The 26923-nt window shown below is 42.6% G+C and carries 21 protein-coding genes; 7 read left to right on the top strand and 14 right to left on the bottom strand.

Translation table 11 applies throughout. The features are described 5' to 3' along the window. Nucleotides 1-30: 30 nt before the first annotated feature. Nucleotides 31-5490, bottom strand: a complete 5460-nt coding sequence (locus HC643_RS39775; RefSeq protein WP_038090157.1) for an ATP-binding sensor histidine kinase — start codon at nucleotides 5488-5490, stop codon at nucleotides 31-33. Between the two features lie 273 nt (nucleotides 5491-5763). After that, a complete protein-coding gene (locus HC643_RS39770) occupies nucleotides 5764-7572 on the bottom strand; it encodes a diguanylate cyclase domain-containing protein (RefSeq protein WP_038090116.1) in 1809 nt (602 codons plus the stop codon). Between the two features lie 753 nt (nucleotides 7573-8325). Between HC643_RS39770 and HC643_RS39765 the strand changes: the two genes are divergently transcribed. Beyond that, on the top strand, nucleotides 8326-9240 hold the full coding sequence (locus HC643_RS39765; RefSeq protein ID WP_082051784.1) for a mannose-binding lectin: 915 nt from the start codon (nucleotides 8326-8328) through the stop codon (nucleotides 9238-9240). A gap of 209 nt (nucleotides 9241-9449) precedes the next feature. On the opposite strand, the gene bla is transcribed toward HC643_RS39765, so the two are convergent. Next, nucleotides 9450-10487, bottom strand: a complete 1038-nt coding sequence (gene bla, locus HC643_RS39760) for a class A beta-lactamase (protein ID WP_038090118.1) — start codon at nucleotides 10485-10487, stop codon at nucleotides 9450-9452. Between the two features lie 121 nt (nucleotides 10488-10608). Between bla and HC643_RS39755 the strand changes: the two genes are divergently transcribed. The 3 genes from HC643_RS39755 (at nucleotide 10609) to HC643_RS39745 (ending at nucleotide 15353) form a co-directional block, all read left to right on the top strand. Then, nucleotides 10609-11808 (top strand): FAD-dependent monooxygenase, encoded by a 1200-nt coding sequence (locus HC643_RS39755; protein WP_038090121.1) that lies wholly within the window; start codon nucleotides 10609-10611, stop codon nucleotides 11806-11808. A gap of 70 nt (nucleotides 11809-11878) precedes the next feature. Next, nucleotides 11879-13225, top strand: a complete 1347-nt coding sequence (locus tag HC643_RS39750) for a pyridoxal phosphate-dependent decarboxylase family protein (RefSeq protein WP_038090124.1) — start codon at nucleotides 11879-11881, stop codon at nucleotides 13223-13225. 484 nt (nucleotides 13226-13709) lie between these two features. Beyond that, entirely contained in the window at nucleotides 13710-15353 is a 1644-nt protein-coding gene (locus HC643_RS39745; protein WP_050046210.1) for a peroxidase family protein, read from the top strand. A gap of 102 nt (nucleotides 15354-15455) precedes the next feature. Here HC643_RS39745 and HC643_RS39740 read toward each other — a convergent pair whose 3' ends face one another. Together HC643_RS39740 and HC643_RS39735 are read right to left on the bottom strand one after the other, a co-directional pair. After that, a complete protein-coding gene (locus HC643_RS39740) occupies nucleotides 15456-16487 on the bottom strand; it encodes a diacylglycerol/lipid kinase family protein (protein ID WP_237266108.1) in 1032 nt (343 codons plus the stop codon). A gap of 114 nt (nucleotides 16488-16601) precedes the next feature. Continuing rightward, complete coding sequence (locus tag HC643_RS39735; RefSeq protein WP_038090131.1) at nucleotides 16602-17084, bottom strand: cupin domain-containing protein; 483 nt, start codon at nucleotides 17082-17084, stop codon at nucleotides 16602-16604. A 178-nt stretch (nucleotides 17085-17262) separates the two neighbouring features. On the opposite strand from HC643_RS39735, the gene HC643_RS39730 reads away from it, so the two are divergent. After that, entirely contained in the window at nucleotides 17263-17436 is a 174-nt protein-coding gene (locus HC643_RS39730; RefSeq protein WP_153021510.1) for a hypothetical protein, read from the top strand. Between the two features lie 250 nt (nucleotides 17437-17686). Here the strand turns inward: HC643_RS39730 and vapC are convergent, their stop codons facing one another. From vapC to psb34, 7 genes are all read right to left on the bottom strand, one after another. After that, nucleotides 17687-18097 (bottom strand): type II toxin-antitoxin system tRNA(fMet)-specific endonuclease VapC, encoded by a 411-nt coding sequence (gene vapC / locus HC643_RS39725; protein WP_038090137.1) that lies wholly within the window; start codon nucleotides 18095-18097, stop codon nucleotides 17687-17689. Next, nucleotides 18098-18349: a hypothetical protein gene (locus tag HC643_RS39720; protein ID WP_038090165.1), complete on the bottom strand. Its 252-nt coding sequence runs from the start codon at nucleotides 18347-18349 to the stop codon at nucleotides 18098-18100. It lies immediately after the preceding gene. Between the two features lie 333 nt (nucleotides 18350-18682). After that, entirely contained in the window at nucleotides 18683-19060 is a 378-nt protein-coding gene (locus HC643_RS39715) for a hypothetical protein (protein ID WP_050046207.1), read from the bottom strand. Between the two features lie 39 nt (nucleotides 19061-19099). Continuing rightward, a complete protein-coding gene (locus HC643_RS39710; protein ID WP_050045131.1) occupies nucleotides 19100-20338 on the bottom strand; it encodes an RNA-guided endonuclease InsQ/TnpB family protein in 1239 nt (412 codons plus the stop codon). A gap of 34 nt (nucleotides 20339-20372) precedes the next feature. Next, nucleotides 20373-20603, bottom strand: a complete 231-nt coding sequence (locus HC643_RS39705; RefSeq protein WP_167844884.1) for a hypothetical protein — start codon at nucleotides 20601-20603, stop codon at nucleotides 20373-20375. Nucleotides 20604-21357: 754 nt separating this feature from the next. Then, the gene (locus HC643_RS39695; protein ID WP_038090211.1) at nucleotides 21358-21714 is read right to left on the bottom strand and encodes a beta/gamma crystallin-related protein; all 357 of its coding nucleotides are present in this window, start codon (nucleotides 21712-21714) and stop codon (nucleotides 21358-21360) included. Nucleotides 21715-22027: 313 nt separating this feature from the next. Further along, entirely contained in the window at nucleotides 22028-22198 is a 171-nt protein-coding gene (gene psb34, locus HC643_RS39690; protein ID WP_038090212.1) for a photosystem II assembly protein Psb34, read from the bottom strand. 346 nt (nucleotides 22199-22544) lie between these two features. Between psb34 and HC643_RS39685 the strand changes: the two genes are divergently transcribed. Continuing rightward, complete coding sequence (locus tag HC643_RS39685; RefSeq protein ID WP_202048755.1) at nucleotides 22545-23966, top strand: hypothetical protein; 1422 nt, start codon at nucleotides 22545-22547, stop codon at nucleotides 23964-23966. 120 nt (nucleotides 23967-24086) lie between these two features. Then, the gene (locus HC643_RS39680; RefSeq protein ID WP_038090214.1) at nucleotides 24087-24296 is read left to right on the top strand and encodes an RNA-binding S4 domain-containing protein; all 210 of its coding nucleotides are present in this window, start codon (nucleotides 24087-24089) and stop codon (nucleotides 24294-24296) included. 47 nt (nucleotides 24297-24343) lie between these two features. On the opposite strand, the gene HC643_RS39675 is transcribed toward HC643_RS39680, so the two are convergent. Both HC643_RS39675 and cheB read right to left on the bottom strand, forming a co-directional pair. After that, the gene (locus tag HC643_RS39675) at nucleotides 24344-25855 is read right to left on the bottom strand and encodes a response regulator (RefSeq protein ID WP_038090221.1); all 1512 of its coding nucleotides are present in this window, start codon (nucleotides 25853-25855) and stop codon (nucleotides 24344-24346) included. 32 nt (nucleotides 25856-25887) lie between these two features. Continuing rightward, entirely contained in the window at nucleotides 25888-26922 is a 1035-nt protein-coding gene (gene cheB, locus HC643_RS39670) for a chemotaxis response regulator protein-glutamate methylesterase (RefSeq protein ID WP_038090226.1), read from the bottom strand. Nucleotide 26923 lies beyond the last annotated feature (1 nt).

Here is a 26923-nt window from a genome sequence, read left to right as displayed (position 1 = left end):
TAAGGATAAATCTTTATTCGGAGGTGATATTTATGCCTCAACAATCGGCAGCGTGACTACAAACTCTGTCTTCTCTTGCGGAATAACATCTACGTCAATTGTGCCTCCATGAGCTTCTACTACAATTTGACGTGCGATCGCCAATCCCAATCCTGTTCCTTTACCAACGGCTTTCGTGGTGAACAAATGGTCAAATACCTTCTGCTTCACTTCCTGGGACATTCCCACTCCGTTATCAGCAATCCGAATCACAATATGCTGACCTGATTCAGCTACATGGGTTTTTATTGTAATGCGATTGGGTTTGGCGGCGATCTCTGTCATACTCTTCCCTAAATTAGATTCTTCTAGGGCGTCAATGGCATTTGCTAACAAATTCATAAAGACTTGGTTGAGTTGTCCGGCAAAGCAGTCTACTAGAGGGATTTCACCATAATTTTTAATCACCTCAATTGCGGGACGGCATTCGTTAGCTTTCAAACGGTGTCTGAGAATTAAAACTGTGCTGTCAATACCATCATGAATGTTGAAGGGTGCTTTGCAATCTTTATCGGTTCTAGAGAAGGTTCGCAAACTGGTGCTAATACTGCGAATGCGATTAGCTCCCAAGCTCATGGACTCGAGCAACTGGGGTAAATCCTCACGTATGTATTCCAAGTCGATCTCTTCAATTTTATCTTCAATTTCTGTGTCAGGATTGGGAAGCTTTTCTTGGTAAAGAGTGATTAAATCCAACAAATCTCGAACATAATCTTTAGCTGGTTCGATGTTCCCAGAAATGAAACCGACAGGATTGTTGATTTCATGAGCAACACCAGCCACTAAATTTCCCAAAGCTGACATTTTTTCACTCTGTACCAATTGCAGCTGCATCTGCTGCATCTCTTGCAGCGATCGCTCTAACTGTTGACCGTAGTGCAGTGATTTTTGATACAAACGAGCATTTTCCAAAGAAATTGCTGCTTGAGTGCAAAGGAGATTGAGGATATCAACGCGATCGTCGGTAAACGCTCCAATAGAATGATTGTTTTCTAGATACAAAATACCCAACAATTTTCCTTGATGCAAAATAGGGCTGCACAAAATACTCCTGGGCTGGTGCTGCTGAATGTATGGGTCATGAGTAAATCTAGGATGTACAGTTGCATCTAAAATTACTAATGGTTGTAAACTGCGTTTAACAGTATTGATTGGACTCAACGGTACTTCTAAACATTCTTCTATCGGTTGTGGGTGGAGTAGTGTTGAGGAATTCTCTATATTGGCGATCGCTTGTACTAACAAATGACCGTTCTCAGACAGCAGCAACACACACTTATCAGCTCCTGCATTTTCCAGGGCGACGTGCAGCAAGGTAGAGACAAGTTTTTCTAATTCAATTTCACTAGAAAGGGTTTGATAAGCCTTGAGAATCACTGCTAAATCTAAAGCAACTGAGGCAGTATTATTACCTGAAGAGGCAGAATTGTGAGAACTTATCCGACCGGGTACAACGATGGTTTCACTAGTAGAGAAAGCGAAAGGCATTTGTTCGAGGATAGGGGCTAAAAGTTGGGGATAACAAGTTTCTAAATCGGCAACTTTAGCTTTAGCTCCCCAACGAGTATAGCAGTAATAGGATTCAATCATGTAGTTTTGTGCGATTTGCTGTTTGCCCCAGTGAAGATAAAACTTGGCAGCGAGTTCGTTTGCGATCGCTTCTTGCTGAATGTAGCCCTGCTGTTTCGCCCTCTCTATAGCTTGGTCATACATTTCGATGGCGACGGCTCTGTTACCCAGCACCCGGTTTCTTTCTGCTTCGACCAAACACCACATATGTTGATAGTTCATTGGGGCGTAAGTTAACCACAGGTGCATCTGTGCTTGGTTTTCAGCGACCTGTTGGAGATACTGCTGCTGTTCGGACGCTGATACATCCAGATAATGCGCCAAGAGCGCTAGAGATGAATACAGATTATACTCCGCAATATGAATTGTGGTTCTAGCACCGTTTTGGTATGGTTCTGCTAGTCGCAGATTTTCCACTGCATCACCATAAGCTTCAAAGAAATAGGTAAGAATGAGTTTGTATAAATATACAATAAATAAGATGAAGCCTACCTCATATTTAGTCCAGATTGGTAACATTTCGGTTTCATTACAACTATCACCAACCAAACGTAACTTATCTATTGCGCGATCGCTTAAATTTAATAGAAATTGCCTGCTTATTTGAATGTGAATTTGTTGATACTCTTGTTTTAAATTTTGCGTAATTTCTAGATACTGAGTCTGCTTGTAGAGTACTGTTTCTAGCTCTGAGTCAGTGTGAAAAGAAAAATCACAATATGTCATAGCACTGTAGCAAGCAAATTCTAAATCTCCAGTTTCCAAACCAATATGAAATGCTTCCTGCAAAGGTATCAAGCTAGCTTGAAAGTGTTCTTTCCATTGGCGAATATTGCTGTGAAACATCAAGTAAACTTTAGATTTAAGCTTCCTGCTATCAAAGCGGTCTAACAACTCGATCGCGAGCTGACCAAACTTATAGCCAGACTCAATATCCCCTCCACCACAGAGAAATAATCCATAGATGACATATGCATAAGCTGCAAAGCTAGAATTGCCATATCTAATGCACAAATTGACCATTGTAAAGACAATGAGTGGATACATTTGGGGATTCGCAAGGAAAACCGCAGGAGCAACGGTCATCAAAATTCCCTGTGCTGCTAGTTTATCCAAGTCAGTCATTTCTGGTAGGTCGATTAATGCTTCAATCTCTGAGATGGCGATCGCCTCGTTCTCTAAACTGATACCTAACATCTGCAAGACCTCTAACGCTATATCTAGCGCTGACTGCATCTGAGACTGAGAAATTAAAGATTGAATTTTGATTTCGTAAACTCTCGCTTTTTGTAATGTATCCCTGACATTTTCCAGAAGCGTTTCTATTTGCCGATCTGCTTGCTCGTAGTTCGTATTCAGGTATTCTGCTTCTGCTGCTGCTAAGTACAAATTCAGTGTTAAATCATACTGATTTTGCCAGCTATGGGGTTCTAGGAACATTATACCTGTACTCAAATATCTCAGTGCCGCTTCATATGCTGTTGCAGATTTTGCCTGAAGACCCGCTACCAAATTAAGATTTGCTAATTGCTCTCGTTCGTGAGGAAGCTCGATCGCTTCAACACCCAGGTTGAGATGGTTGATAATATTAAAAATTTTCTCATGCTGGTCTGCTGGTGATGTGTTTTCTAACAACCGTCGCCCAATTTTAAGGTGAGTCGTTTGCTTTTGATTTTGAGGGATCAAAGAATAAGCGGCTTGCTGGACGCGATCGTGCAGAAATTTATAGCTGGTGGTTATTTTTCCTAGTTGACCGTTTACCAATGGCTCGCGATCGCTCAAAAATATTTCTTGTTGAAAAAACTTATAAACATCATTCTGCGGTAAAATCAACCCATCTTTCAAAGCCCTCCACAGATGGTTGGCAGTTTGAGTTTGGGATTTTTCATAAACGATGGCTAGCGTTTCTAAATCAAAAGAGTTACCAATACAAGCGGCTAACTGCAACACTTCTTGAGTGGCTTGGGGTAACTTCTGGATTTGAACTACCATAAATTCTACAATATCATCGTTTAGGGTAAGGGAGCGAACCTGTGCAATGTCACACTCCCAGTAACCACCATGAAAATTGAATGCAATCAATCGATCTTCATAGAGTGCTTTGAGAAACTGAGTCGTGAAGAATGGATTTCCCAGCGTTTTGCTAAATATTAACTCTGTTAATGGTAAGGCGAGATCCAGCGAACAACTGAATGTATCAGCAACTAACTGATTCACTGAGGATCGATCTAGAGGAGCAAGAGTAACAGTATTGACTTTAACCTTTAATTTCTCAATTTCTTGAAGTGTCAGCATCAGTGGATGCGTTGCAGAGACTTCGTTATCTCGGTAAGCCCCAATTAATAAGAGGTAGCGGCTCTCTATTTCACTCACTAACAGTTGCATAAACTTGAGGGAAGCAGAATCTGCCCACTGCAAGTCATCGATAAAGATCGTCAGAGGATGATCTTTTGTAGCAAACACTTGGATAAATTTTTGAAATAGGATGTTGAAGCGGTTTTGAGCAGCACTACCTGAGAGTTCGGGAACAGAAGGTTGTTGACCAATTATGCGCTCGAGTTCTGGGAGCATTTCAATAATGACTTGAGCGTTTTCTCCCAAAGCTGAGAGAATTTTGTTCTTCCATCGAGCTAATTGTGTATCAGTTTCAGTGAGTAATTGCCCGATGAGATCGCGAAATGCTTGTAAAAAAGCAGATAGGGGAATGTTGCGTTGAAACTGGTCAAATTTACCTTTAATAAAGTAACCCCGTTGCCGCACAATTGGTTTGTGGATTTCGTTAACTACAGCAGTTTTGCCGATACCGGAAAAACCTGCCACTAGCATGAGTTCGCTACCTGCTTGAGAAACTCGGTCAAAAGCTGCTAGTAAACTTGCTACTTCGTTATAACGACCGTAGAGCTTTTCTGAGATGATGAAGCGATCGCACACATCTCGTTGTCCAATTTCAAACCGATCGATCTGCCCGGTGGTTAGCAGTTGGTTCAGACATATCTCTAGATCGTGTTTCAACCCTAAAGCGCTCTGATAGCGGTCTTCAGCATTTTTTGCCATCAGTTTGCTGATGATATGAGATAGCACCGGGGGAATATGAGGATTCAAGCTGTCAACACTAGGAGGTTGTTTGGCGATGTGACAGTGAACGACTTCCATCAAATCGTTAGATTGGAAAGGCAATTGTCCGGTAAGAAGTTCAAAGAAAGTAATACCTAAAGAGTAGAAATCACTACGGTAATCAATTCCTCGGTTCATCCGTCCGGTTTGTTCTGGTGACAAATAGGCGAGAGTACCTTCCAAAACATTAGGACTGTAAATTTCTTGGGTTTCTTTAGAAAGTAGGGAAGCAAGGCTGAAGTCAATTAACTTTACCTGCTGGGTTTCTGGGTTAATTAAAATATTGGCAGGCTTAATGTCTTTGTGGACGATCCGGTGGCGGTAAAGTGCATCAAGAATTGTTGCTAGGGCGATCGCAATGTCCAAAAACACTTTCAAGGGATACTTATAAAGGGAGCTACCCAAAGGGTGATAGCGCAGAGCACTCCCTTCGCAAGCGCAGTTGCTGTTGATTTCTTTGTGTATCCACTCTCGTAACGAGATACCACCAAAGTCCTCCATCACCAATACATAGCTGTTGTGGTAAGGTTCTAAGCTGTAAAGACGAACAATACCCCCGAAGTCAAGATTTTTGGCAATGGTGTACTGATTGCGGAATTGCAGCAATTCATTGAATGTAGGATACTCCTGCTTGAGTATCTTGATGACTACTGGCAATCGATCGACCTCGCGGATTGCGCGATAAACTAGGGTTCTAGAGCCTGCATACAGTCGCTCGCTAATTCTATAACCCAGAATCTTGGTCAGTGGCTCAACTGCTGTAGTCATTTCAGTCACCTTGAGACAATAAAACTGCTTCATTTACAGTATGTTTCCCAAATCTTAGCCGTTTCTAACTCATTGAATAGAAACGTCGAACTCTGTGCTTTACAAAGTTATAACATCTGCGGTAAGCTCCTTATTTCTCCTTTTCCCCTCCTTAATTGAGTCTCTCCGCGTCCCCGCGTCTCCAAGTCCCCGTGTCGCTAGGCTTCTACTATTTCTTAGTGCCATTCCCCTTAAGCCCCCCGTTATTCGCGTAGGGTTTCCTTGAAGAAATTGTTAAAGTTGTCTGTATTGTTGGGGATAAACTTTTGTAGCACAAACCCACCGATTGCGTCCTTCTTCTTTAGCTTTGTACAAAGCTTTATCGGCTGCATCAATCAAGCTTTGAGCGGAACTTTGAGATGTTGGTCTTTGAATTGCAACACCTAAACTGACGGTCACAATAGATTGACAATCATTTTTTCTCGTATGTGGAATATTTAATTTTTGAATAGATCTTTGAATCAACTGAGTGACTTTAATAGCACCTGATTTGTTGGTATTTGGCAAAACCACAATAAATTCTTCACCACCATAACGAGCAAGTAGATCTGTAGGACGCTTTAATACAGATTTTGCTGCACGAGCAACTTGTATTAAGCATTCATCTCCAACTAGGTGTCCGTAACAATCATTATAATCCTTAAAATAATCAATATCAAATAGAATTAAAGATAAATAGTTCTCAGTTCCTGTGAGTCGGTTCCATTCTTGCTCTAAAAATTCATCAAAACAACGACGATTTGCTATTTTAGTTAAAGCATCTAACTTACTCAGTTTTTCTAACTGAGAATTTGCAAGTTCTAAAGCTTGATTTGCCCTCTCAAGTTGACGAGCTTGAGAGCGAGATTGCTCTAATAATTCTGAATGTTCTAGAGCCACATTAAACTGAGCTGCTAACTGTCGGATAAATTGAATTTCCGATGTGGTCCACTCTCGCGGAGAACGGCATTGATGAACGCATAGTAATCCCCATAAAGTTTTACCCTTCATAAGGGGTACAATAATTTGTGCCTTGATTTGAAATTGCTCTAACACGCGAAGGTGACAATCTTTTAGCCCGGATTTATAAACATCTGATAATACCTGTATGCGCCCTTGGTGATAAGCATCGGCATATTTTTCACCAAAACAATGATCCTTCACCTTTGTAGCGAGCGTAGAATCGTAGTCAGGCAAAACATTCTCGGAAACAAATGCACCAGAGGTATAGTTCGATTCAAGATCGAATTGAAAAATCCCGACGCGATCGCTACGGAGAGCTTTACGAATTTCTCGTACAGTCGTTTTAAACAAGGTGTCTAGATTAAGAGATTCACGAATTTCAGCAACTAAATTAAACAAAATCTCCTGCTGCTGATTTGCTTTATGCAGTTCTGCTGCTTTTTGTTCTGCTTGAGCTAAAAATTCTGCTTGTTTCACTGCAAACCCTAACTGTGTTGCAATTTGAGAGAGAAACTGAATTTCTAATTTTTTCCATTCATGTGGCTGTGAGTGCTGATAAGCAGCAAGTATTCCCCACAGTTTTTTTCCAACAAAAATTGGTGCTGTTGCATAAGCTCGAATATGAAACTGTTCTAAAATTTCTAAATGGCATTGAGAAAAGCCTGTTGAGTAAATATCTGAAACAGCTAGGGTTTCATTATTACGATACCGTCCTCCTTGATATTCTTGTAAATAAGAATCGTTCCAAATCGTATTTTTTCCTAATGTTTCTACATCATCCCATCCAGGCTCTGCAAACTCAAAGTCGCTGACAAATTCTCCACCCCAGTTTTCATGGAAACGGTATACGGCAATTCGCTCGATGCGGAGTAACTTGCAAGTTTCTTTAGTGGCTGTACGAAAGATTGTTTCTAACTCCAGAGAAGCTCGGATTTTACTAATAACTCGGTAAAGTGCTCTTTCTTGCTCTTCTAACTGCTGAATTTGAACCTGTTGAGTTTGCAGTTGAGTTTCTAAATGACTAATACTAGGCTGTCCTAAAAGCTGACAGAGTAGACGAGCGGAGACTTTCTTAATAGCAGATAAAGCTTGTTTTAACATGGTAAAGATTATTATAATTACTTATGAATGTAAACAGCTACAATGCTGTAGCAACTAATTTTTCTTAGCTTGAATGCATTTTGTCAAAGTTTTCTCTAACTCTAACTCTGCAACCAATCCTTCTGGTAGAAGGGTGTAATTAAAAGTGACAATTAAGAGTCACTCTTACAACAGGAGTAGTACTGAATTACTGAATCTTGATGGTCAAAAACAGAGAAAAAGATTGCAGTCATACACAAAGTATTCATGGCTCTAAATGCGATCGTTCCATTTCTTGAAGTAGGGTGTGGTTATTATTATTAATTAGACTTAAATCAATAAAATTGACTTTGTCAGGAGAAAACTGTTGAGTCATATTTATCTCAGGAGTAGGTATTTAGTACTTTATCACTCTAGTTTTAGAAAATATGTTAATTATCTGTGTGTTTATATACGAAAACAGGGATAATTACTGATGATTCCCACCTGGTTCGTACATCCCTCGGATTTGGAGTTTAAATTCAATGGGTAATGCGAAGAAAAGAACGGGCTATCTGCTTGAAGATATATTTGAGCGGCGATTGCAACACCAGCCACTCCACCTAAACTTTGGGTAGCTGCTCAAACTGCTTCACAAAGAAGCCAATGTGAGCGGCTACTTGCTGCATTTTATAGGTTTAAGAATCGAAGATAGCTGAATTGACTCATCTATAATAAAGCTGTAAATTGATTTTATCAAAGCGTCAACCTTAATACCTGCTTCATACACAACTTATGAGTGACAGCACGGGTGTGAAAACAATCCTAATTCTGGCTGCAATTCCTCATGGATTGCGTTTGGATCGAGAAATTCGCTCAATTGAAGAAGCTATTCGCCGCGCTACAAAACGGAATTTATTTAAGGTTACGCTCAGAACTGCTGTCCGCCCTCAGGATATTCGCCGTGCTCTTGCAGAGGAAAAGCCCCAAATTGTTCACTTTTGCGGACACGGGCTAGAAGATGGTAGCTTGCTGTTAGAAGACGATGCGGAAGAAAATAAGCCAGTCCCCGCAGAAGGACTGGCATCATTGTTTCAATTGCACGCAAATTATGTAGAATGCGTGTTACTTAACGCCTGTCATTCTGTCAAGCCAGCGACTGCAATTGGTGAATACATTAATTATGCGATTGGAATGAATCAGCCGATTGGGGACAAAGCTGCGATCGCATTTGCAATTGGTTTTTACGATGGATTGGGCTACGCCACTTCAGATAATCTTGATGTGTTTCAAAGGGCTTTTGAGGAAGGTAAGGTTGCGGTTCAACTAGAACATACTTCTTCCGGGCAAATTCCAGTTCTTAAAACAAAAACTAAAGATAAACCCGTACAGCTTGCTCCTAGCAGTTATCAAGAGTCCTGTGAAAATATGAGCGTTGCTGGAGATATCTTAACAGCATATTGTCGCAGAATGGATGGTACATATAACCATACATCAATTTTGATTCGGGGAATCTGCAACGATAATGGAGTTTTGCGCTATGATAGCGACCCTACAACCAATAGTAGTTATCAAGAGTCCTGTGAGAACATAACTATTGCTGGAGATATCTTAACAGCATATTGTCGCAGAATGGATGGCACGTATAACTATACATCAATTGCGATTCGGGGAATTTCTAATGATAATGGAGTTTTGCGATATTCTTAACATATACCCGAGTTGAAATACCTACGGTGGTGTACGCAAGTCTTCTAAAGTGCATTCTTACGGTTTCGATCCCCCCTAACCCCCCTTAAAAAAGGGGAGAACTTAATTCTAATTCTTCCTTTTCACGATGTTTCATCTCTTTTCTAAAGGTCTGTACACCACCTTAGGTTGAAACACGGAATACTAAACTGATATGAGCTTTGTGCTGCTTACTCCACTGCTTTTACAACTGCTGAAGCAACGTCAGACATCACTTTTTCCCGAGCTTCTACAGGGGCTTTAGAACCAGCTATAAATACAGCGATCGCCACTCGTTTTCCATTTGACGAACTGATGACACCAACATCATTGGTCGCAGTTCCAATTCCCAAAACATCAGGACCGCTACCAGTTTTGTGTGCAATAGACCAGTTATTAGGTAGCCCTGCTTTCAGACGCTTTGCACCTGTTGGAGAATCAGTCATTATTTTAAGTAATAAAGCAGTCGATTTTTTAGATAATAACTGATTGGATTGTAACTTAACCAAAAGATCAATTATCCCTTCAGGAGTGGCAGTGTCTCGCGGATCTGTAAGATATTTTTCTATTGCCGATTTCTTAACACTATCTGGAATTTTTTGTACAGCTTCAGACCATTTTTTTTCATCAGCCAATTCCGGGCGAAACTTGGTCAGCCCCACACAATCAGACTGTAATTGCCTCTCTAATCTATCTACACGGACATCACGAATTTTCAGCCTACTTAAAATCGCGTTAACTTGTCCGGTTCCACCCACCAATCGCACCAAAACGTCAGCAGCCGTATTGTCACTTATTCCAACAGAACGTTCGAGAAGGTCTTGAACCGTAAATTTTTGGCTGTTACCTTTAAACTCTTGAGCCATTGGACTCCATCCTGGTGCAAAATCCTGACGGGTCACAGTCACGGATTGGTTGAGCCCAAGCTTACCCTCATCCACTCGCTTTAAAACAGCAATTGCGATCGGCACTTTGTAAACACTTTGCATGGGAAAGCGCTGCTTGCCATTACGAAACCAACTTTTACCAGTGTTTAGGTCTAAAACCCCAATCCCAACATTACCTTGAGCGGCTGAGACATCAATAGTATTTAACAATGTCGTATTCATCTGTGCTGTAGTGACAAAAGATTCCCGCGCTTGAAGTGGTAACAACACGGACACTAGCAGCATTACTGCTAAAGAAAGTAAAAAACGATGTACAAAAACTGAAACAGACTTTATAAACATTTTCTTAATTGGTCGATTGGCTAAATATAATCTCAAAAATAATTCAGTGTTAAAGCAAATTCAAAAATGCTGAATTGAAAACTACTGTAAAATTAAGATAGCGCGGAGTGGAGTAATCTGGATGAATCAAGTTGTCATTGTTGGCGCAGGACCTACTGGTGCAACACTTGCACTCCTTTTAGTAAAACGAGGCATTGCAGTCAAGCTCATTGAAGCATCCCGTAACTTCCAAAGAGCCTTTCGCGGTGAAGGACTGATGCCTAGTGGACTTGATGCCTTAGAACAAATGGAGTTACTATCCGTACTGGAGTCCATTCCCCATCGCCCCTTAGATGGTTGGGAATTCTCCATCAACAACCGCACCCTATTTCGAGTGAATGAACCACTAGAACCTGGTAGTAAGCCTTGTACCCTTGTTTCACAGCCTGCTTTCCTTGAAACATTAATTAATCTTGCCAGCACCTACCCCCATTTTGAATTTGTCCGGGGTTCAACCGTCAGGGATTTACATTGGAGCGACAAACGAGTTTCGGGTGTAAAACTGAGTGACGATCGCTCGTTTTTTGCCGATTTAGTCATTGGAGCAGATGGTCGGAATTCCACCGTTCGCAGTTGCGCCAAATTGGAGCTAGAGCAACAATCTCAAAGCTTTAACATTCTATGGTTTAAATTGGCAGATAGCCCGCGCTTTGAAACCAAAAACATCTTTTATTCAATTGTTCGGGACAAAAACGCATTTGGGTTGTTCCGTTCCTCAGAAGGCAATCTTCAAGTAGGCTGGGCGCTTCACGAAGGTGACTCTCAAGACTGGAAACACATCGATTGGTCTGTCAAGCTTGCTTCCGCATCACCCCCATGGTTGGCAGAGCATTTCCAGCAAAATGCTCACACCATTGAGCGACCCGTGTTGCTATCTGTTGTGGTTGGGCGCTGTCCGCGCTGGTATGTACCGGGATTAGTCCTTTTAGGAGATGCTGCTCATCCCATGTCACCTATCCGCGCCCAAGGAATCAATATGGCATTACGAGATGCGATCGTTACAGCAAATCATCTCGTTCCCCTGTTGCTTTCAAAAGCCGGAGATGAAGCAATTGATGCCGCACTGCCACAGATTCAAGCCGAGCGAGAATCGGAGATTATAAGAGCACAGCAACTTCAAAGTGAGGAAGCATCTCTTGCAGAACGACTGGGGAAAAGTGCATTCTTAAGATGGGGGGCGAGTCAATTTGCTCCTGTTATTCGCAACGGTGTTCGACAGTCTTGGCTCAAGCGACAGCGCGAGTTGCGTCAAGGCATCGAGCAGGTAAAATTAACTGTTTGAGGGAATGACATCGAAATTTATGTCCGCGCTCGGTAAGAATAATTTTGCCACTTTAATATAAACTTCAACAATGCGGAAACTTTTGGAAACAACTTCTAACCTTGCAATTCGTTATCTTGAATCCTTAGAAAACCGTAAAGTTGCTCCATCAGCAGACGCGATCGCTAAGCTGATTCAGTTTGATGAGCCACTACCTGAAGATTCTGCCGATCCAGAACTCATTTTACAGTTACTTGATGAACTTGGTTCCCCTGGAACGATGGCAATGGCGGGTTCTCGTTTTTTTGGCTTTGTGACAGGAGGTTCTTTCCCCGTAACGCTAGCAGCCAACTGGTTAGCCGGAGCTTGGGACCAAAATTCCGGGCTAGCTCACATTACACCTGCAACTGCCTTTTTGGAACAGGTTGCTCTATACTGGCTTCTGGATTTATTACACTTACCTCCTGAGTGTGGTGGAGCATTCGTTACGGGAGCAACTGTTGCCAACTTTACAGCGCTCGCTGCTGCTCGTCACGCTGTCCTCGAACAGGTAGGTTGGAATGTAGAAGCGGATGGGTTGTTTGGCGCACCACCCATTACAGTTGTCGTTGGCGAAGAAGTGCATCCGAGTTTGCTCAAAGCATTGGGATTGTTGGGATTGGGTCGCAATCGAGTGGTCAAGGTACCCGCAGACTCTCAAGGGCGGATGCGTCCGGAAGCAATCCCATCCGTCACGAGTCCCGCGATCGTTTGTACCCAAGTTGGAAACGTCAACACGGGTGCATGCGATCCCGTAGGGGAGATTTGCGAACGTACCCGCAAATCGGGAGTGTGGGTACACGTTGATGGTGCGTTTGGGCTTTGGGCAGCTGCATCTCCCTCTCTAGCTCATCTGACAGCTGGTGTGGAACAAGCAGACTCTTGGGCAACCGATGCTCACAAGTGGTTGAATGTTCCTTATGATAGCGGGGTGGCATTTGTTCGCAATGCAGATATGTTAAGAGCCGCAATGGCGGTTAGTGCTTCGTATTTACCAACTGTAAGCGATCGCCGCAATCCCTCTGACTACACACCAGAATTTTCCAGACGCGCCCGTGGAGTTGAAGTTTGGGCAGCACTGCGATCGCTCGGTCGTTCTGGAGTTGCCGATCTTGTTGAACGGACTTGCCATCATGCGAGACATTTTGCAAGAGAAATTCAAGCAGCTGGATATCAAATTCTTAATGATGTAGTTTTGAATCAAGTTTTGGTATCTTTTGGAGATGCAGAAACGACTCTTCGTGCCATTGCAGAGATTCAAGCAGATGGTACTTGTTGGTGTGGGAGTACTGTTTGGCAGGGACACACAGCCATGCGAATTAGCGTATCATCCTGGGCAACCACTGATGCTGATGTGGAGCGCAGTGTAGCGGCAATATTGCGTATTGCTAAGAAATAGTATTAAAAAAGCAACTTGTGCTAGGACTGACCGAGGACAAAAAAGTCATATAATACAAGAGCCAAAACATTAGATTGTAGAATCCCAAAGTCAGTCCTTCACAGGCGATGAGCGCTCCCACTTAAGGATAAAAATCTTCCTCATTTCCTAAACTCTAACTTCCGTACCCGCCAAATATTAAATTTTACAGAGCTTTTTTTCGGATTCAATCAAACTGTATCATCATTACCTTTTGTACAGGGGCGATCGCCAAGCACTCACCAAAATTACAGATTGTTAAAAGTACCCTTGAAGGTGATACCAGAAAAGGGTTTTGTCTGACACCTTAGAAAAAGGCAGTCAACCAAGTGTGAGTGCTAACAGCGCATAAGTTGATTTCACTGACAACTATACAAAAACAAGGGTGTTTGGGAATCTCAAACAATATTAACGACTTCGATCTGCAAAACCATCTAAAGAAGAAAACATAAACGAGGAGAAGATAATGCAAAGCATTCCATTTCAATTTAGTCACGGTGGTTATATTAAGGAAAAAGAAGTTGAAGGAACTGGGACGCGGGCGATCGACGTAGAAACCGATTTTGATTACCTTTTTCCAGAACTTGCTAAAGATCCAAACAGCCTACTGCCAGCTACAAATACCAAAGATACAATTGCAAAGCTCAAAGCGTTGGGCGATGCAATGATTGACAGTACAGACTTCAGCGCTCCGCTACCACCACAAGCACCAATTAGCTCAACCATACCTCCAGTCTTTACCTACTGGGGACAATTTATTGACCATGACATCACTGCCAACACAGACCGCACGGCCCAAGATCTAAAAACTGACATTACCAACGAGGATTTCAAACCTTTACCACCCAGTACTGTTATTGAAAAACTCAAAAATTTGCGCCGACCGACATTCGATCTTGACAGTGTTTATGGTGATGGACCAACCCTAGATCCTTCTCAAAAGCCAACAGAAGCAAAGAATTTTTATCAAGAAAAGGACCCAGTCAAACTCAAAGTGGGTCAAGCAACTGACGATCCAAGTATACCTGGAGTTAAAATTCCGCCAGAAGGCGATTTGATGCGCGATCTGCCACGCGATGAGAACAAGAGAGCTATCATTGGTGACAGTCGCAACGATGAGAATCTGATTGTGGCACAGTTCCATGTTGCCTTTCTACGGTTCCACAATGCAGTTGTAGATTGGGTACGAGCTAACGAACCTGAAAATGCTAAAGATAATCGAACTCTTTTTAACCGAGCGCAGCAGTTAGTTCGCTGGCATTACCAATGGCTTGTCATTAATGATTTTCTCAAAACACTCACAGTCAAGGGGACAGTAGACAGCATCCTCACGGGTGGACTGAAATTCTACAAGCTACGCAATGGAGAACTCTTTATGCCCCTTGAATTCTCTGTCGCAGCTTATCGATTTGGTCATAGTTTGATACGTGGTGCGTATGACCACAATCGTAATTTTACAGACAGAGACACTCCATCACGAGTTGCTAATTCAACATTTGATTTGCTCTTCCTGTTTACAGGAAAAGGAGGTTTGGGAGGTAATCCTACTCTACCCTTTAACTGGATTATTGAATGGAACCGCTTTGCTGACAAAGGTAGGGCTTCTATAAGAGGTAGAAATTCAGCACGCAGAATTGATACGCGTTTGACAAAGTTTTTGTCAGATATGCAAAATGAAATCGATCCAGCTAAGACTCAAGCGATCAATGACCTTCTCAAACATCTTGCCAAGCGGAACTTACTGCGCGGATACTTCCTCAGTATTCCTACCGGGCAAAGTCTAGCTGATAAATTGGGTGTGAAAAGATTGACATCTGAAGAACTTCAACGCCGGAATTCACCACAAATGAATCAAGCCCTCGCACCTTTCTTAGAAAAGACTCCAGCATGGTATTACATTCTCAAAGAGTCTGAAATTCGTGCCAATGGCGACTCTTTAGGTGAAGTTGGTAGCCGCATTGTCGCGGAAACCTTCATTGGTCTGATGAGAAACGATAATAACTCTTTTCTGAGTCAAGATTGGGACCCATCCCAAGGTGTCAAACTACCAAATGGTAAAGAAATTCGCCAGATCGCCGATCTTCTAAAGTTTGCAGGAGTGATGGTTTGATCGGTAACCAGCAGCCAGCGAGCGATCGCGAGCAATAATTAATAATAGAAGGGTGGGAAAATGAAATTCCACCCTTCTGTTTTTCTAGAAGAAATCTAAAATCTACTCATCCACTTGTTTTTGTGACTCCACTGGAAGCGCAACAGGTGGATTGGCATCATCTTCAGATTGATAGGTTGGCGTGTCATCATCTGGAAGAAAGACTTTCAATGCTTGCTTGAGTACTTTCAACCTTACCGGAACTTCACCAATTTGATGCCCATCAAGATGAACGGGTAATTTGGAATTTGAGGAGACACGAACCGATGCAACTTGGTAAGTCTCAATTTTGGGGTTGTAGTGATACTGTCCGCGACTGATCGACCAAAAATGACGAACCAATTCCCACTTGCTAAATTGACGGTAAATTGTGACTGTGAGCAAACCATCATCTACGATCGCATTTGGTGCAACCATAAATGCAGCACCATAATAAGGTGTATTTGCAATTACAACTAACAAAGCTTTAATTTGAAATTCGTTGCGACTTGCTATTTTTCGTCTTAAAAATCTTGGGGTTGGCGCTGGATGAGTTCTGGCTTGACCAATGGGACGATCTAACTCAATGTTCATAGCTTGCGGTTGATAACCCATGGCTAAGCGAAAAGCTTGAAGCATTCGTCCCCATCTTCCACCCTTGATTTCTTCGCCAATCGGAAATAGAGTTGCATCAAGCCCTACCCCAGCGGCTTCTAAAAAGAAGTGCTCGTCATTAGCTTGTCCAACATCAATGCTCTTAATTTGTCCCCGACCCAAAACTTGACAGGCTTGGAGAAAATCCATTGGTAAATTCAGGGTTCGAGCAATATTATTATAAGTACCTATAGGTAAAATTCCCAGTGGAATTGGGGCATGAAGCAATCCTTTTGCGACTTCGCTGACCGTACCATCACCGCCCCCTACGATGACCATATCATAGTAACCTTCTTCAACAACTCGTTGGGCAATGACCGCCGGAGATTCATCGGGTTTGGTAAATGCTAGATCCGCCCGAATACCTTCTGCTTCTAGTGCTGCCAGCATATCTGGTAATTTCAGGGGATTAGGCTCATCAGTTCCAGACACTGGATTCATAATTAGACGTGCGTGTTTCATTTGCCCAACTCCAGGGTTCTGTGAGATGACCTGTATCAATGATTCTAGCTGATGCAGCCGGAATTTTCAGAGAAAATAAACTTTGATAGCACCTTGAAGTACATAAGTTAAAATTCATCTGTTTTCAGGATTGCTTAAAATAGCTTTTGGTTGATTGGCATTAAATAGAGAAGCAGACAACAGAATCACTGATTTGTTTGTTTGATTTTCTCCATAATGAACCATTCCGGCAGGTTCAACCAAAGAATCTCCTACTGTTAGCTGTATCGTTTTCCCTTTTTGAAGAAGCAATTTTGTGCCGTTAGCTTTCGTTACTCTAGCTTCTCCTTGAACTACAGTATAAGTTAAAGTTCCCGCCTCTACTCGTTCAATCTGCATTCCTGGATGAGTATGAGTAGGGAGTTTTGTTCTGGGCGCAATTGTATAGCGTACAAGCTCAAGAATTTGCTTTTTATCTTGAGTCGGATAGCCATCAGCTAAAACTTCACGAGTGACAGATTGAGTGTAAGTATTGGGTGAGGAGGTTTCTTGGCTGTTAACAACTACACTGTCAAAAGCTAGGATAGCTAAGGAGAGAATCAGAGACAGTTTTCTCATAGTAAAAGTTTTTTGTTAGGGGTAATTTAATAAATATTAATTTCCTCAACAGGCATGGCGAAAAATATATGTGGAGCATCAGGTAAAAAAGTGGTGCTCTTACGATTTTAATATTCTATAGGTTTCAGCCAAGTCTGTTTATGCACTCTCACAATTGGGCTTTCGGCATGGATTGGCGATGAGCGCTCTTTCAGCTTGTGCTCCACGCGATAAGCTGGGTACAGCTTGCGCCAAAGGCGATCGCTTGTCAGGAATCTATCGATGGAAAAACCCCAGCCTCGAGCACTCCCAAGCTGGCACTTTTGCTCCATGCGGAACGAACCCACTCGGTATCGAGCCGAGATGTTTGTAATTTCCTGCAATATGGCCTCAAAAGGCTTGATTTTGCGTTGTAAATAACAGCTTTTTGAATTCAATGTAGCAAATTTTTCAACCCAGACAGGATAAGACTTTTTAGCCCATCTTGTCGGTTTTTGGTCGGATCTCGGCTCAACGTCTAGAAGTGGCGATAGCCACAGACACTGGTATTGCTATCCCAAAACCCTAGACTGGAAATGTCGTAGCAACTCACGCCAAAAAATACTGTCACTCGCGGGTAACTGCTATTGACTCTCTTCTTCCCAATCTTCAATCTGTAACCCTTTCACTCGGACAAACTCTCGAGTATTATGTGTTACCAGGGTTAATTGATGCCCTAAGGCAATAGCAGCAATTTGCAAATCATACGGACCAATGGGAGTCCCCAAGCTGGTCAGTTCCGCACGAATTCTACTGAAGATTGTTGCGGCTAAATCATCAAAAGGCAAGGAGACAAAATTATTTAAAAAAGCTTCTTGTTTAGCAAGTGTAAGTACGGGATTGTTACTTCTCATCGCACCATAAAATAGTTCAGCTTTCACAACTGAACACACTGCCACATCCTGTGGTGATACCGATTGTAATCTTTGCCGTACACCAGACATAGGGCGATTTAGATAAACAATGCAAGCATTCGTATCTAACAGATAAATCACTTAGAGTGACTCCCGTTGTTCATATTCGCCTTGAGGATATCTTACTATTGGGTCATCCTGTAACGAACCTGCCGTCTGCTCAAAAAAACCAACAGGCCATCCCAACTCTTCTGGTGTTTCTGCCTGTGTTGATAGTTCTACTGGCTGATAAATCACCATAACTTCTATTTCTTTGTCTGTTACACCAATCGGGATATCAAGATGCAAGATTCCATCTTTACCCACATTAGAGCGTAATTTTCTACTTTGCATGGTCTTTTTCTCCATGAAATACTACATAATATTATGAAGCCAATGTTTGCTATCCGCCCTTCATGGTGCATAACACTTTCGCCATCCCCAAAAGTGCAGTATCATTAAGATGTAAGTGATGACTCAGCAAGAACCAACATACAAGCAATCTAACCTTAACCCATTAAAGTGGTGGATTTATTGCAAGCGAGTATACACAGCCGCAACTTTGAACACGTGGTCATAGATACAGCTGTCAGACCCAGCCGGGAAGATTTAGAAGCCCTGGCGGACGGATGCAACCTTTTGGTACGGAGCGAAGGTACAGTTAAGAGGTTATCACCTGCTCGTTCGCTATCGCTGCCAACGTGAAATATTGAAACATTCGTCGAACTTGCCGGATAACTTGCTGGGTTCTGAACACCCCTCTCTACTAGCCCAGTCCTCGCTCCGTTCTAAGAGTGCATTCAAGTCTTGCTGCACCTTGCTTAGTTCCGCTTCAAACTTGGATTGCTCAAAGTCTATGTGAAATGCCTTCGCTCCCTTATCTGACCACACGCGAACCAAACCTCCTACCTTTTCGACCCACGGACTTGGATCGTGTCCAAGCCAAGGCGATTGACCTTTCTTCACAAACCTCAACCAGTCTCGCCACGTTTCTAGTCCACAACAGCAACTTGGGTTAATTACTTTATCGGTAGCAGTCCTAACCTGGAGACCTCCCGTTGACATACTCACCGGGCTGAAGCCACGGTGATTCTAGTTCATGGTTCACAGAAGTCCACTTGCTATATCGAGTTTCCCTTCAATAGTAGAGGCGGTCTTCTCCCCATGCTTTCCCTCGCAAGAGGCGGATTCTTCTTGCCCAGAAGTACCGTTTAGTTGCCACTCAGTACCGAGTATCTTCATTCCTTTTTGCAAAATGTTCAGAGCCGCATTGGTATCTCGGCATAGTTCAATTTTGCACTTAGGACAGGAATGCGTTCTGGTACTGAGAGATTTTTTCACTCTATGACCGCAATTAGAACAATCTTGTGATGTGTAGTTAGGTGACACCGCCACAACTGCTTTGTCCCAAATCTTGCCATAATAGTCTAGCCATTGAGTGAATTGATACCAACCAGCATCAGAAATGGACTTAGCCAATTGATGATTTTTTACCATATTGGCAATCTTTAAATCTTCATAGACAACCACATCGTTAGAGTGGACTACGCACCGAGCTTGCTTAATTGCCCAGTCTTGACGCTGCCTCTGAATTTTTAGATGGATTTTACCCAGTCTTTTCCTTTGTCTGTGATAGTTTTTTGATTGGGGTTTAGCACCCTTGACGAATTTCTTACTCAGACGGCGTTGGGCTTTCTTTAATCGCTTTTCTGACGAACGCAAGAATTGTGGATATATCACGGCATTATCGTGTTGATCTTTGGTGAAAAACTTTAACCCCAAATCTAACCCAACAACGTTACCCGTATATTTTCCTGTTTCCTTGCGGTCAGCATCAAAGCAAAACTGAGCATAATAACCGTCTGCTTTTCTAATTACTCGCACCCGATTAATCTTTAATCTGTGCAAGTCTTCTTGAGTTTCATTGTTGCAAAATATAGAAAAAGTTCCAGCCTCAAAGCCGTCAGTGAAGGTGATTGATTTACAATCACTTGATAACTTCCATCCCGAAACTTTGTACTCTACCGAGCGGCAATGTTTTTTGAATTTTGGATAGCCTTTCTTCCCCGAACCTTTTTTGCATCGTGAATAAAACGTAGAGATAGCAGCCCAAGCCCGTTCAGCACTAGCTTGTCTAGCAGCAGAGTTTAACTTCTTTGCGAAAGGAAACTCTGCTGCCAAATCTTTGCATAAGTTGTACAAAATAGCTTTACTAACTCCTTTATTGTCCATCCAAAACCGTACAGCTTTATTTCTAATAAACTGCGTTGTTCTGATAGCCTCATCAAGGGCTAAGTATTGCTCTTTGGTTCCGTTTTTTAGCTTGGCTTCTCTTACTATCATGTCCTGATTATAACATATTTTATCTGCTATATTGCTAGATAAAATAATGTAAAGCCGTCCTTGAAGGACGGGGCTTTAAACCCAGTTTTTTGGTAAAACCAAACTTGTAGCTTGAATGACTCGGTGTAACACATTGTTCGCGTTCCCCTCGCATTCTAAATCGTTGTACTGGATTAGTTGAGCGAAGACCAAACCGACCTCCCGGTCCGTCATCTTGCCAGACAATCGAATAAACTCGAACGACTTGTAGTCCGCAATAGCCCACGGAAATAATGGTTTATCCTCGTAGTATGGGGCTTCCACCACAGCTTGAAGATAAGGATTCGCATTCATCTTTCTTAGCTTCTTTACTTGGGATTATACAACTACTTTTCTATGCCAAAAGCCCGGTCAATTGCGACTGGGCTTTAAAGTTGGGTATGTCCCCGTAGCTAGTTATAGAAGTTATTTATAGTCGTTTATTCTCATAATAACTACCATGCCTAATCGAATGATTTCGGAAAATTAGAATAATTAGTAATGTTTATGTCAACTTACAACAACTAGGAAGCGACGGTCACCCTTGTCGGCGTGACCCCTAAATTATTGGCGAGGAGTGTTTTTTTGTTTTTGTTAGATCGGAACCTCGGTAACACCGTACCAGTGCCCGCGTCTTTTTTCGTGCGGACGTATAGTTTCGTGGCATCTGTTTTGTTATGCCCCAATTGGTTTTGCACCTCAAAAACATTCTTATAATCTACCGCCCTCGACGCATGAGAATGGGGGTACAAGTATCATTGGAACAGAAAACCAGGTATTAGTACTACATAAATACTACATTTACGTTTCATGCGCTGAAACCCTTGATTTTTTCGTTAAGAGGTGACGAATGCGATTTCATGCATTGAGCTACTACAACTCTCAATAAAATCTTTATGCAATAAGACTTTTAAGCTTAACCTGGTTTTCTGTTCTGATACTACTAGTACCCCAAATCTTACAACAGAGGAACTCTGGGAGGAATTATCCGCCTCTTAGAACTAAACGAGTATTCGGGTCGGATCGAGATCGGCTCGAATGAGAGAACTAATCGAGTCATTTTTGATTCCCATTTGTGCTAATTGGTATTTGTTATAGGAACCAGGGTTGAGTACTACAGCTTTACCTCTGTTGTATGTGTCTTCATAAAATATCCAAGGAGTAGTCCCTGTAATCTGAATAGATGAGGTTTCGTCGTTGAAACCATACCAATGAAGGTCGTCAGTACCTTCAGTAAATGTTAGCATCCCCCCTCTATATCCATCATCCTTGTATAAATATGCTGCACCTCCAGTACAGATAGCAGCCACCTCATTGCCAAGTTCCTGAAACAATTGTTCGTGTTGATTGTCTTTCATCTTTTTTCTCCGAATTTGTGATTAAATTAGTTGTGATTGAAAAGCTTTAATATTGCTTTCTATTCATAGTATGCTTGAAAGCCTAATTGAATTGTTGAGTGAAATTGAGGAGTGTCAAATCTGGTTTATTTTAGTATGTCACCTCTATCCACAGTGAGATAAGCCAACTGCCTGCTATGAGTACAGCCATATTGCACTTACACTTGCAGTTACTTTGAGATAACGCTCTTTCAATGGAAAAACCCCAGCCTCGATCGCTAGGGAGAACATGAAAACCAATTGTCGATTGAAGTTTGAAGCAAATCTACTCGTCTTAACTAGCAGTAAAAGCAACCAGAACGAGAGTAGCGACAAGTAATGTAGCAAACACGCCTTGGATAAGATATTGACGCTGTTCCCAAATTGCAGGGTATTCAGCAAACTGCATTTTTGTTTCGGTTGGATAGTTGTTGAGGATGCCATCTTCGTTAACAGTGGTGTACATAGCTCGTTTCCTTATTTATTAACTTATGTAAATAAATATAACGATATTGTTACAAAATATCAAGAGTGCTTGACTTATCAATATAAATAGTATTCATAAGAAAAGCTAATTTGTATGTTGTGCTCATGCGATGCGGCTGCAAAGGCTATCATCGATCGCAACGCAAGCTCGCACTTCCAGCAAGCTTTGTAAAGGATGGGTTCTATAAGCGCAAATGACCGATGCTCGCACCCAGTGACTGCTTAGCCTGATTTTTTCTGAGGTCGAAACGAGTCTGGTAAATCGCTGAAGTGGCAATAATGTTATAATGGTAGGCTAGGCTTCGTCTGTTGGGCTGGTAAACGAAGTGAATATAACAAATGACGCTCGAATGCAATGGCTTTATCGTTCCCTCAATCAGCGCAGACGCCCAGAAGATGTTGCTGATAACATTCTTGAGTTACTACAGAATCAATTAAACCAAGCCGAGCAGTCCTCTTTACAAAAGGCAGCTAAAGGTTCTCTGCGGCAACACTTCTTCGGCTATACCTCAATGTTGCAAGATTTTGCTAAGCCTATTGGTTTGCAACGTCAGGTGAACAAAGCGATGGAGTTATTTACAACTGCCTATCCATTAGACACTGAAGCCTGTGACCATCCCGATGCTGTTGAACAGTTTATTCGTCATATCAGCCAGGAGATTCATAAGTCTTTTGGTAGCAATGATTTCAAAGCAGATCGCTTAAATCGTAACGAACGGCATGAGTGCGGGATGGATATCTCAAAGCGGCGCTACAACAAACTTTTTCGTCACCTGGCTCGAATGGAAGCTAAGCTGCATAAGCTGATTTACGAGTTGAAGAAGCTCATGTTTACAAAAGTTGGAAAGTCTGGACTGGCTCATAGCCTGCCATGGGGAGACTTTTCGACCGATCGCGACACTGCATGTTTCATTGCCTACTACACTGCCCGCTGCAACTTGCGGAGTGAGTTTACAATTTATGGTCAGCAGCGTCCATACGATGAGATTGCTGATGTGCTTTTCAAGCGTTGCCGAAACAGTGCAAATACAAACTGGTGGGCGATCGCTCATGTCTATCCTACACAAGAGGTTCTGGCTTATCTGAGCGATGCCCAAAAAGGAGAACTGTTGGGGCGATGGTATGGAATTCTTGAGGAGATTGCCAGATTACTCCTAGATGTATGGGAGCGCTCTAACATCAACCGTTCCACTATGGTTGTCCGTCGCGGCAATGATTCTAGCACTTGGAATAATACAGCAAGTGCTTGGAACACAGCCAGGGATAACTGGATGGCACTACTTTATGCAATGGGGGCAGAAGAGATTCTTCAAACCATCTGTTTCGGTAAAGTGCTGAGCCTTATGGCAGCCGATGTTGTTGCATGGCACTACAGTGTCGGTTCCGGACTCGATCCCGACACATTCATTTGGAATGAACTCCCGCTACCTTGGGAAATTCTATCTGGTCAGCAATCGTGCAACCTCAATCTGGTTGAATCAACTTGTCGAAAACATAATGTCGATCCAGTAAAGAAGGGATGGACTGTCCCACGTCCTTCTGGCAAACCAGTTGCATTTAAAGCAACACCGGAACTGGTGCATGGAGTTTCGGTCGCTAATCCCATGTTGGCTGAAGTCTTGCGTAATTCAGGGTTCTTCTCTGGCAAAACAATTAAGCGCGATATCCCAATAGGAGATGAGATACATCGCAGTACGTTACAAAAACATCATGAAAGATTGCAGGATCGGAGCAATAAAGTAGAATAGACAACAGGGTAGCTCAGTGGTAGAGCGGTTGGCTCTGGACCGACTGGACGCAGGTTCGAGCCCTGCCCCTAAAACTTCTGTCCCGGTAAAAATGCTTGGATATTACTTCTCCCACGGCTTATGGACACAAGCAACAGTACAATTGAATTAGACAAGTTTTTGAAGTTGATGGGTGTCACTCCGACTGGTGGGCAAGCAAAACTGATGATTCAGGGAGGCGATGTCAAAGTCAATGGTTCAGTTGAAACCAGGCGAAGACGGAAATTAGTACCGGGTGATGAAGTGATGGTGGGAGGGCAGACGCTTACAGTAAATTTCAACAATTTTTAAACGGGATACATTGAGCGATCGCACTCAGGTAAGTATTATCTTGGTTTTCATTTCTCAGTAAATGTCCACACGCCATTCCAGTTGTTAGGAACTCCTCTTTCCTGCAATGTTTGCACCCGTTCTAAATAAAGCATCGCTGTCTTATCTAAAGGATGGATAGCAAGTACTTTTTCAAAATACGTTTTTGCTAGTTCTAACTCACCGTTCTTGTAGGATTCCAAACCTCGCTCAAACTCTGATTGTGTTTGCAGTTTTCGGATTTGAACTTCTTCAATTTCTGCATCGAGGACTTCATAAACGGCGATCGCTTCCGTCCGTCCCTTGACAATTACCCGATCCAAAAACCGAATCTGATACTTTTCTGGGCTACTAAGATGACGCAGCACTTGCTCGGAGATCAGCATTGACACACCATAAAATTTCGTCAGCCCTTCCAAGCGAGCTGTCAGGTTAACAGTGTCGGACAAAGCATCCCCCTGCATCCGGTTTTCTTCACCCACCATACCTAACATCACATGCCCGACATGAATCCCTATGCCTATATGGAGGGGAAAATAACCTTTCACCGCACGTTCTTTATTATATTCTTGAACCCGTTTGAGTTTGGCAACTCCAGATGCCACCGCATCATCAGCCCCTTCAGGAAACACAGCCATCATCCCATCACCTAAAAATTTAACAATAAGACCGTAGTGAGAGCGAATTTCAGGGCTGACACGCTTGCAATAAGCATTGACAAAATTAAAATTGTCCTGGGGTGTCATAGTCTCAGAAATGGTTGTGAAGGAGCGAATGTCGCTGAACATAACCGCCATTATTTTGCTGACGTGGTCGCCCAGTTGCACATCCGTAATCGTTTGTTTGCGTAAAAACCGCAAATATTCGTGAGGTACAAACCGCCCGTAAGCTTTTAACAAAGACTCTAACTGAGCGTTGGCACTTGTTAGCTCTTTTTCCCGTGTTTTGACGGTTTTCACCATGTTGGTAAAGACTCTTGCTAGCTGTCCGAGTTCATCGCTGCGTTTGGTAACTTCTGCAAGAGCCTCTGGTTGAAAAGCATCTCGTTCTACATCACTCGCTGCAGATGTTACCTTATCAACCTGCTCTATATATGCTGCTTGACGGAGAATTTCAGCTTTGAAGAGGGCTTCCGCTTCCAATCGCTTGAGAAAGTTAATGTAAGCTTTTGAGTGATAGCGAATGCGAGCAATTAACTCCATGCGATCGGGTAGTTTGACTAAATAATCATTTGCCCCAAGTTCAAATGCTTTGGCTTTGATAACAGGTTCTTCTTTACTAGACAGCACAATGAGAGGAATATTGCAAGTGGGTGCATCTTTGGAACGCAGAAATTTTACCAACAGCAGCCCTTGCATTTGTGGCATAACCAAATCTTGCAGAATAACAGTTGGTTGGGAATCTTTGGCGACTTTAATTGCTTGGGTCGGATCGCTACAGTAATGAAACACAATATCCTTTTCGGGAGCGAGCATTCGAGAAATGGCTTCACCGATGATGGATTGGTCGTCAATAAGTAATACAGTGATTTGCTCGTCCATTGGGGGATTGAGAGATGGGGAGATTGGAGGTTTTAGATTTTGGATTTTAAATAAGGGCTAGAAGTGAGTGCAGAGCCGATGGCATCAGGGGATAAAATTTCTACAGCTGCATCTAACTCAACCGCCGCTTTGGGCATTCCATACACCACACAACTTGCTTTGTCTTGGGCAATAGTATGCCAACCTTGAGTTTTCAAGGCACTTAAGCCAAGAGCACCGTCTCTTCCCATTCCCGTTAACAGCACAGCAATTCCCTGACGCGTCCAGTGTTGGGCGAGACTTTTGAAAAAGACATCAACAGATGGACGGTAAGGATAATTTATCGGTTCTTTGATGTAACTGAGGGTTAAGTCCGGCTTTAAATACAGGTGGTCGTTTGTACCAGCAACGAGAACTGTCCCCGCTTGCAAACGATCGCCTGCAATGGCTAATCTCACCGGCAATGCTGTTTGTTGGTTTAACCACTCCACAAATCCTGCTGAAAAATCGGCATCAACGTGCTGAACAATGGCGATCGCTGCAGGAAAATTGGCGGGTAACTTTGACAAAATCGAGGCGAGTGCTTTCGGTCCGCCTGTTGAAGAACCAATAGCAATTAAAGAGGTTCCAGACACGAGATTGTTACGCCGCTCTAACTGAGGAGATCGAACAGATGGCTTTGTATTTGTGGGAGAGACTTTCAGCAGTTTGCGGATTCTGGAAATTTTCGTTAATAACTGGTTTGCTGTCTGAGCGCTTTCTTGACCTAAGACTGGAGTATCAACAGCATCAAGTGCGCCATAACCCATTGCTTCGTAGACTTTGGCAACATTTTGCTCTGCACTCACCGTCACAATCAGAACCGCACAAGAAAAGTTTTGCACGATCTGACGAGTTGCTTCTACCCCATCCATCACAGGCATCACCAGATCCATTAAGATTAGATCTGGTGTATCTTGTTTGCATTTGGCAACTGCTTCGGCTCCATCACGAGCAACCCAGATAACTTGATAATCGGGAACTTTTAACAAGACTCTTTGGAGCGCCGCTACAGCAATGGCTAAGTCGTTAACGATGGCAATTCTCATA

Origin of the sequence: Tolypothrix bouteillei VB521301, from assembly GCF_000760695.4 — a bacterium.
In the GTDB taxonomy this organism is placed as follows: domain Bacteria; phylum Cyanobacteriota; class Cyanobacteriia; order Cyanobacteriales; family Nostocaceae; genus Scytonema; species Scytonema bouteillei_A.
This window is presented reverse-complemented; position numbering and strand designations above follow the sequence as displayed.

Bases quoted from the DNA above. Each gene is read 5' to 3' on its own strand.
- HC643_RS39775 (WP_038090157.1), bottom strand. From the start codon at position 5,490: ATGACTACAGCAGTTGAGCCACTGACCAAGATTCTGGGTTATAGAATT.
- HC643_RS39770 (WP_038090116.1), bottom strand. From the start codon at position 7,572: ATGTTAAAACAAGCTTTATCTGCTATTAAGAAAGTCTCCGCTCGTCTA.
- HC643_RS39765 (WP_082051784.1), top strand. From the start codon at position 8,326: ATGAGTGACAGCACGGGTGTGAAAACAATCCTAATTCTGGCTGCAATT.
- bla (WP_038090118.1), bottom strand. From the start codon at position 10,487: ATGTTTATAAAGTCTGTTTCAGTTTTTGTACATCGTTTTTTACTTTCT.
- HC643_RS39755 (WP_038090121.1), top strand. From the start codon at position 10,609: ATGAATCAAGTTGTCATTGTTGGCGCAGGACCTACTGGTGCAACACTT.
- HC643_RS39750 (WP_038090124.1), top strand. From the start codon at position 11,879: ATGCGGAAACTTTTGGAAACAACTTCTAACCTTGCAATTCGTTATCTT.
- HC643_RS39745 (WP_050046210.1), top strand. From the start codon at position 13,710: ATGCAAAGCATTCCATTTCAATTTAGTCACGGTGGTTATATTAAGGAA.
- HC643_RS39740 (WP_237266108.1), bottom strand. From the start codon at position 16,487: ATGAAACACGCACGTCTAATTATGAATCCAGTGTCTGGAACTGATGAG.
- HC643_RS39735 (WP_038090131.1), bottom strand. From the start codon at position 17,084: ATGAGAAAACTGTCTCTGATTCTCTCCTTAGCTATCCTAGCTTTTGAC.
- HC643_RS39730 (WP_153021510.1), top strand. From the start codon at position 17,263: ATGAGCGCTCTTTCAGCTTGTGCTCCACGCGATAAGCTGGGTACAGCT.
- HC643_RS39720 (WP_038090165.1), bottom strand. From the start codon at position 18,349: ATGCAAAGTAGAAAATTACGCTCTAATGTGGGTAAAGATGGAATCTTG.
- HC643_RS39715 (WP_050046207.1), bottom strand. From the start codon at position 19,060: ATGTCAACGGGAGGTCTCCAGGTTAGGACTGCTACCGATAAAGTAATT.
- HC643_RS39710 (WP_050045131.1), bottom strand. From the start codon at position 20,338: ATGATAGTAAGAGAAGCCAAGCTAAAAAACGGAACCAAAGAGCAATAC.
- HC643_RS39695 (WP_038090211.1), bottom strand. From the start codon at position 21,714: ATGAAAGACAATCAACACGAACAATTGTTTCAGGAACTTGGCAATGAG.
- psb34 (WP_038090212.1), bottom strand. From the start codon at position 22,198: ATGTACACCACTGTTAACGAAGATGGCATCCTCAACAACTATCCAACC.
- HC643_RS39680 (WP_038090214.1), top strand. From the start codon at position 24,087: ATGGACACAAGCAACAGTACAATTGAATTAGACAAGTTTTTGAAGTTG.
- HC643_RS39675 (WP_038090221.1), bottom strand. From the start codon at position 25,855: ATGGACGAGCAAATCACTGTATTACTTATTGACGACCAATCCATCATC.
- cheB (WP_038090226.1), bottom strand. From the start codon at position 26,922: ATGAGAATTGCCATCGTTAACGACTTAGCCATTGCTGTAGCGGCGCTC.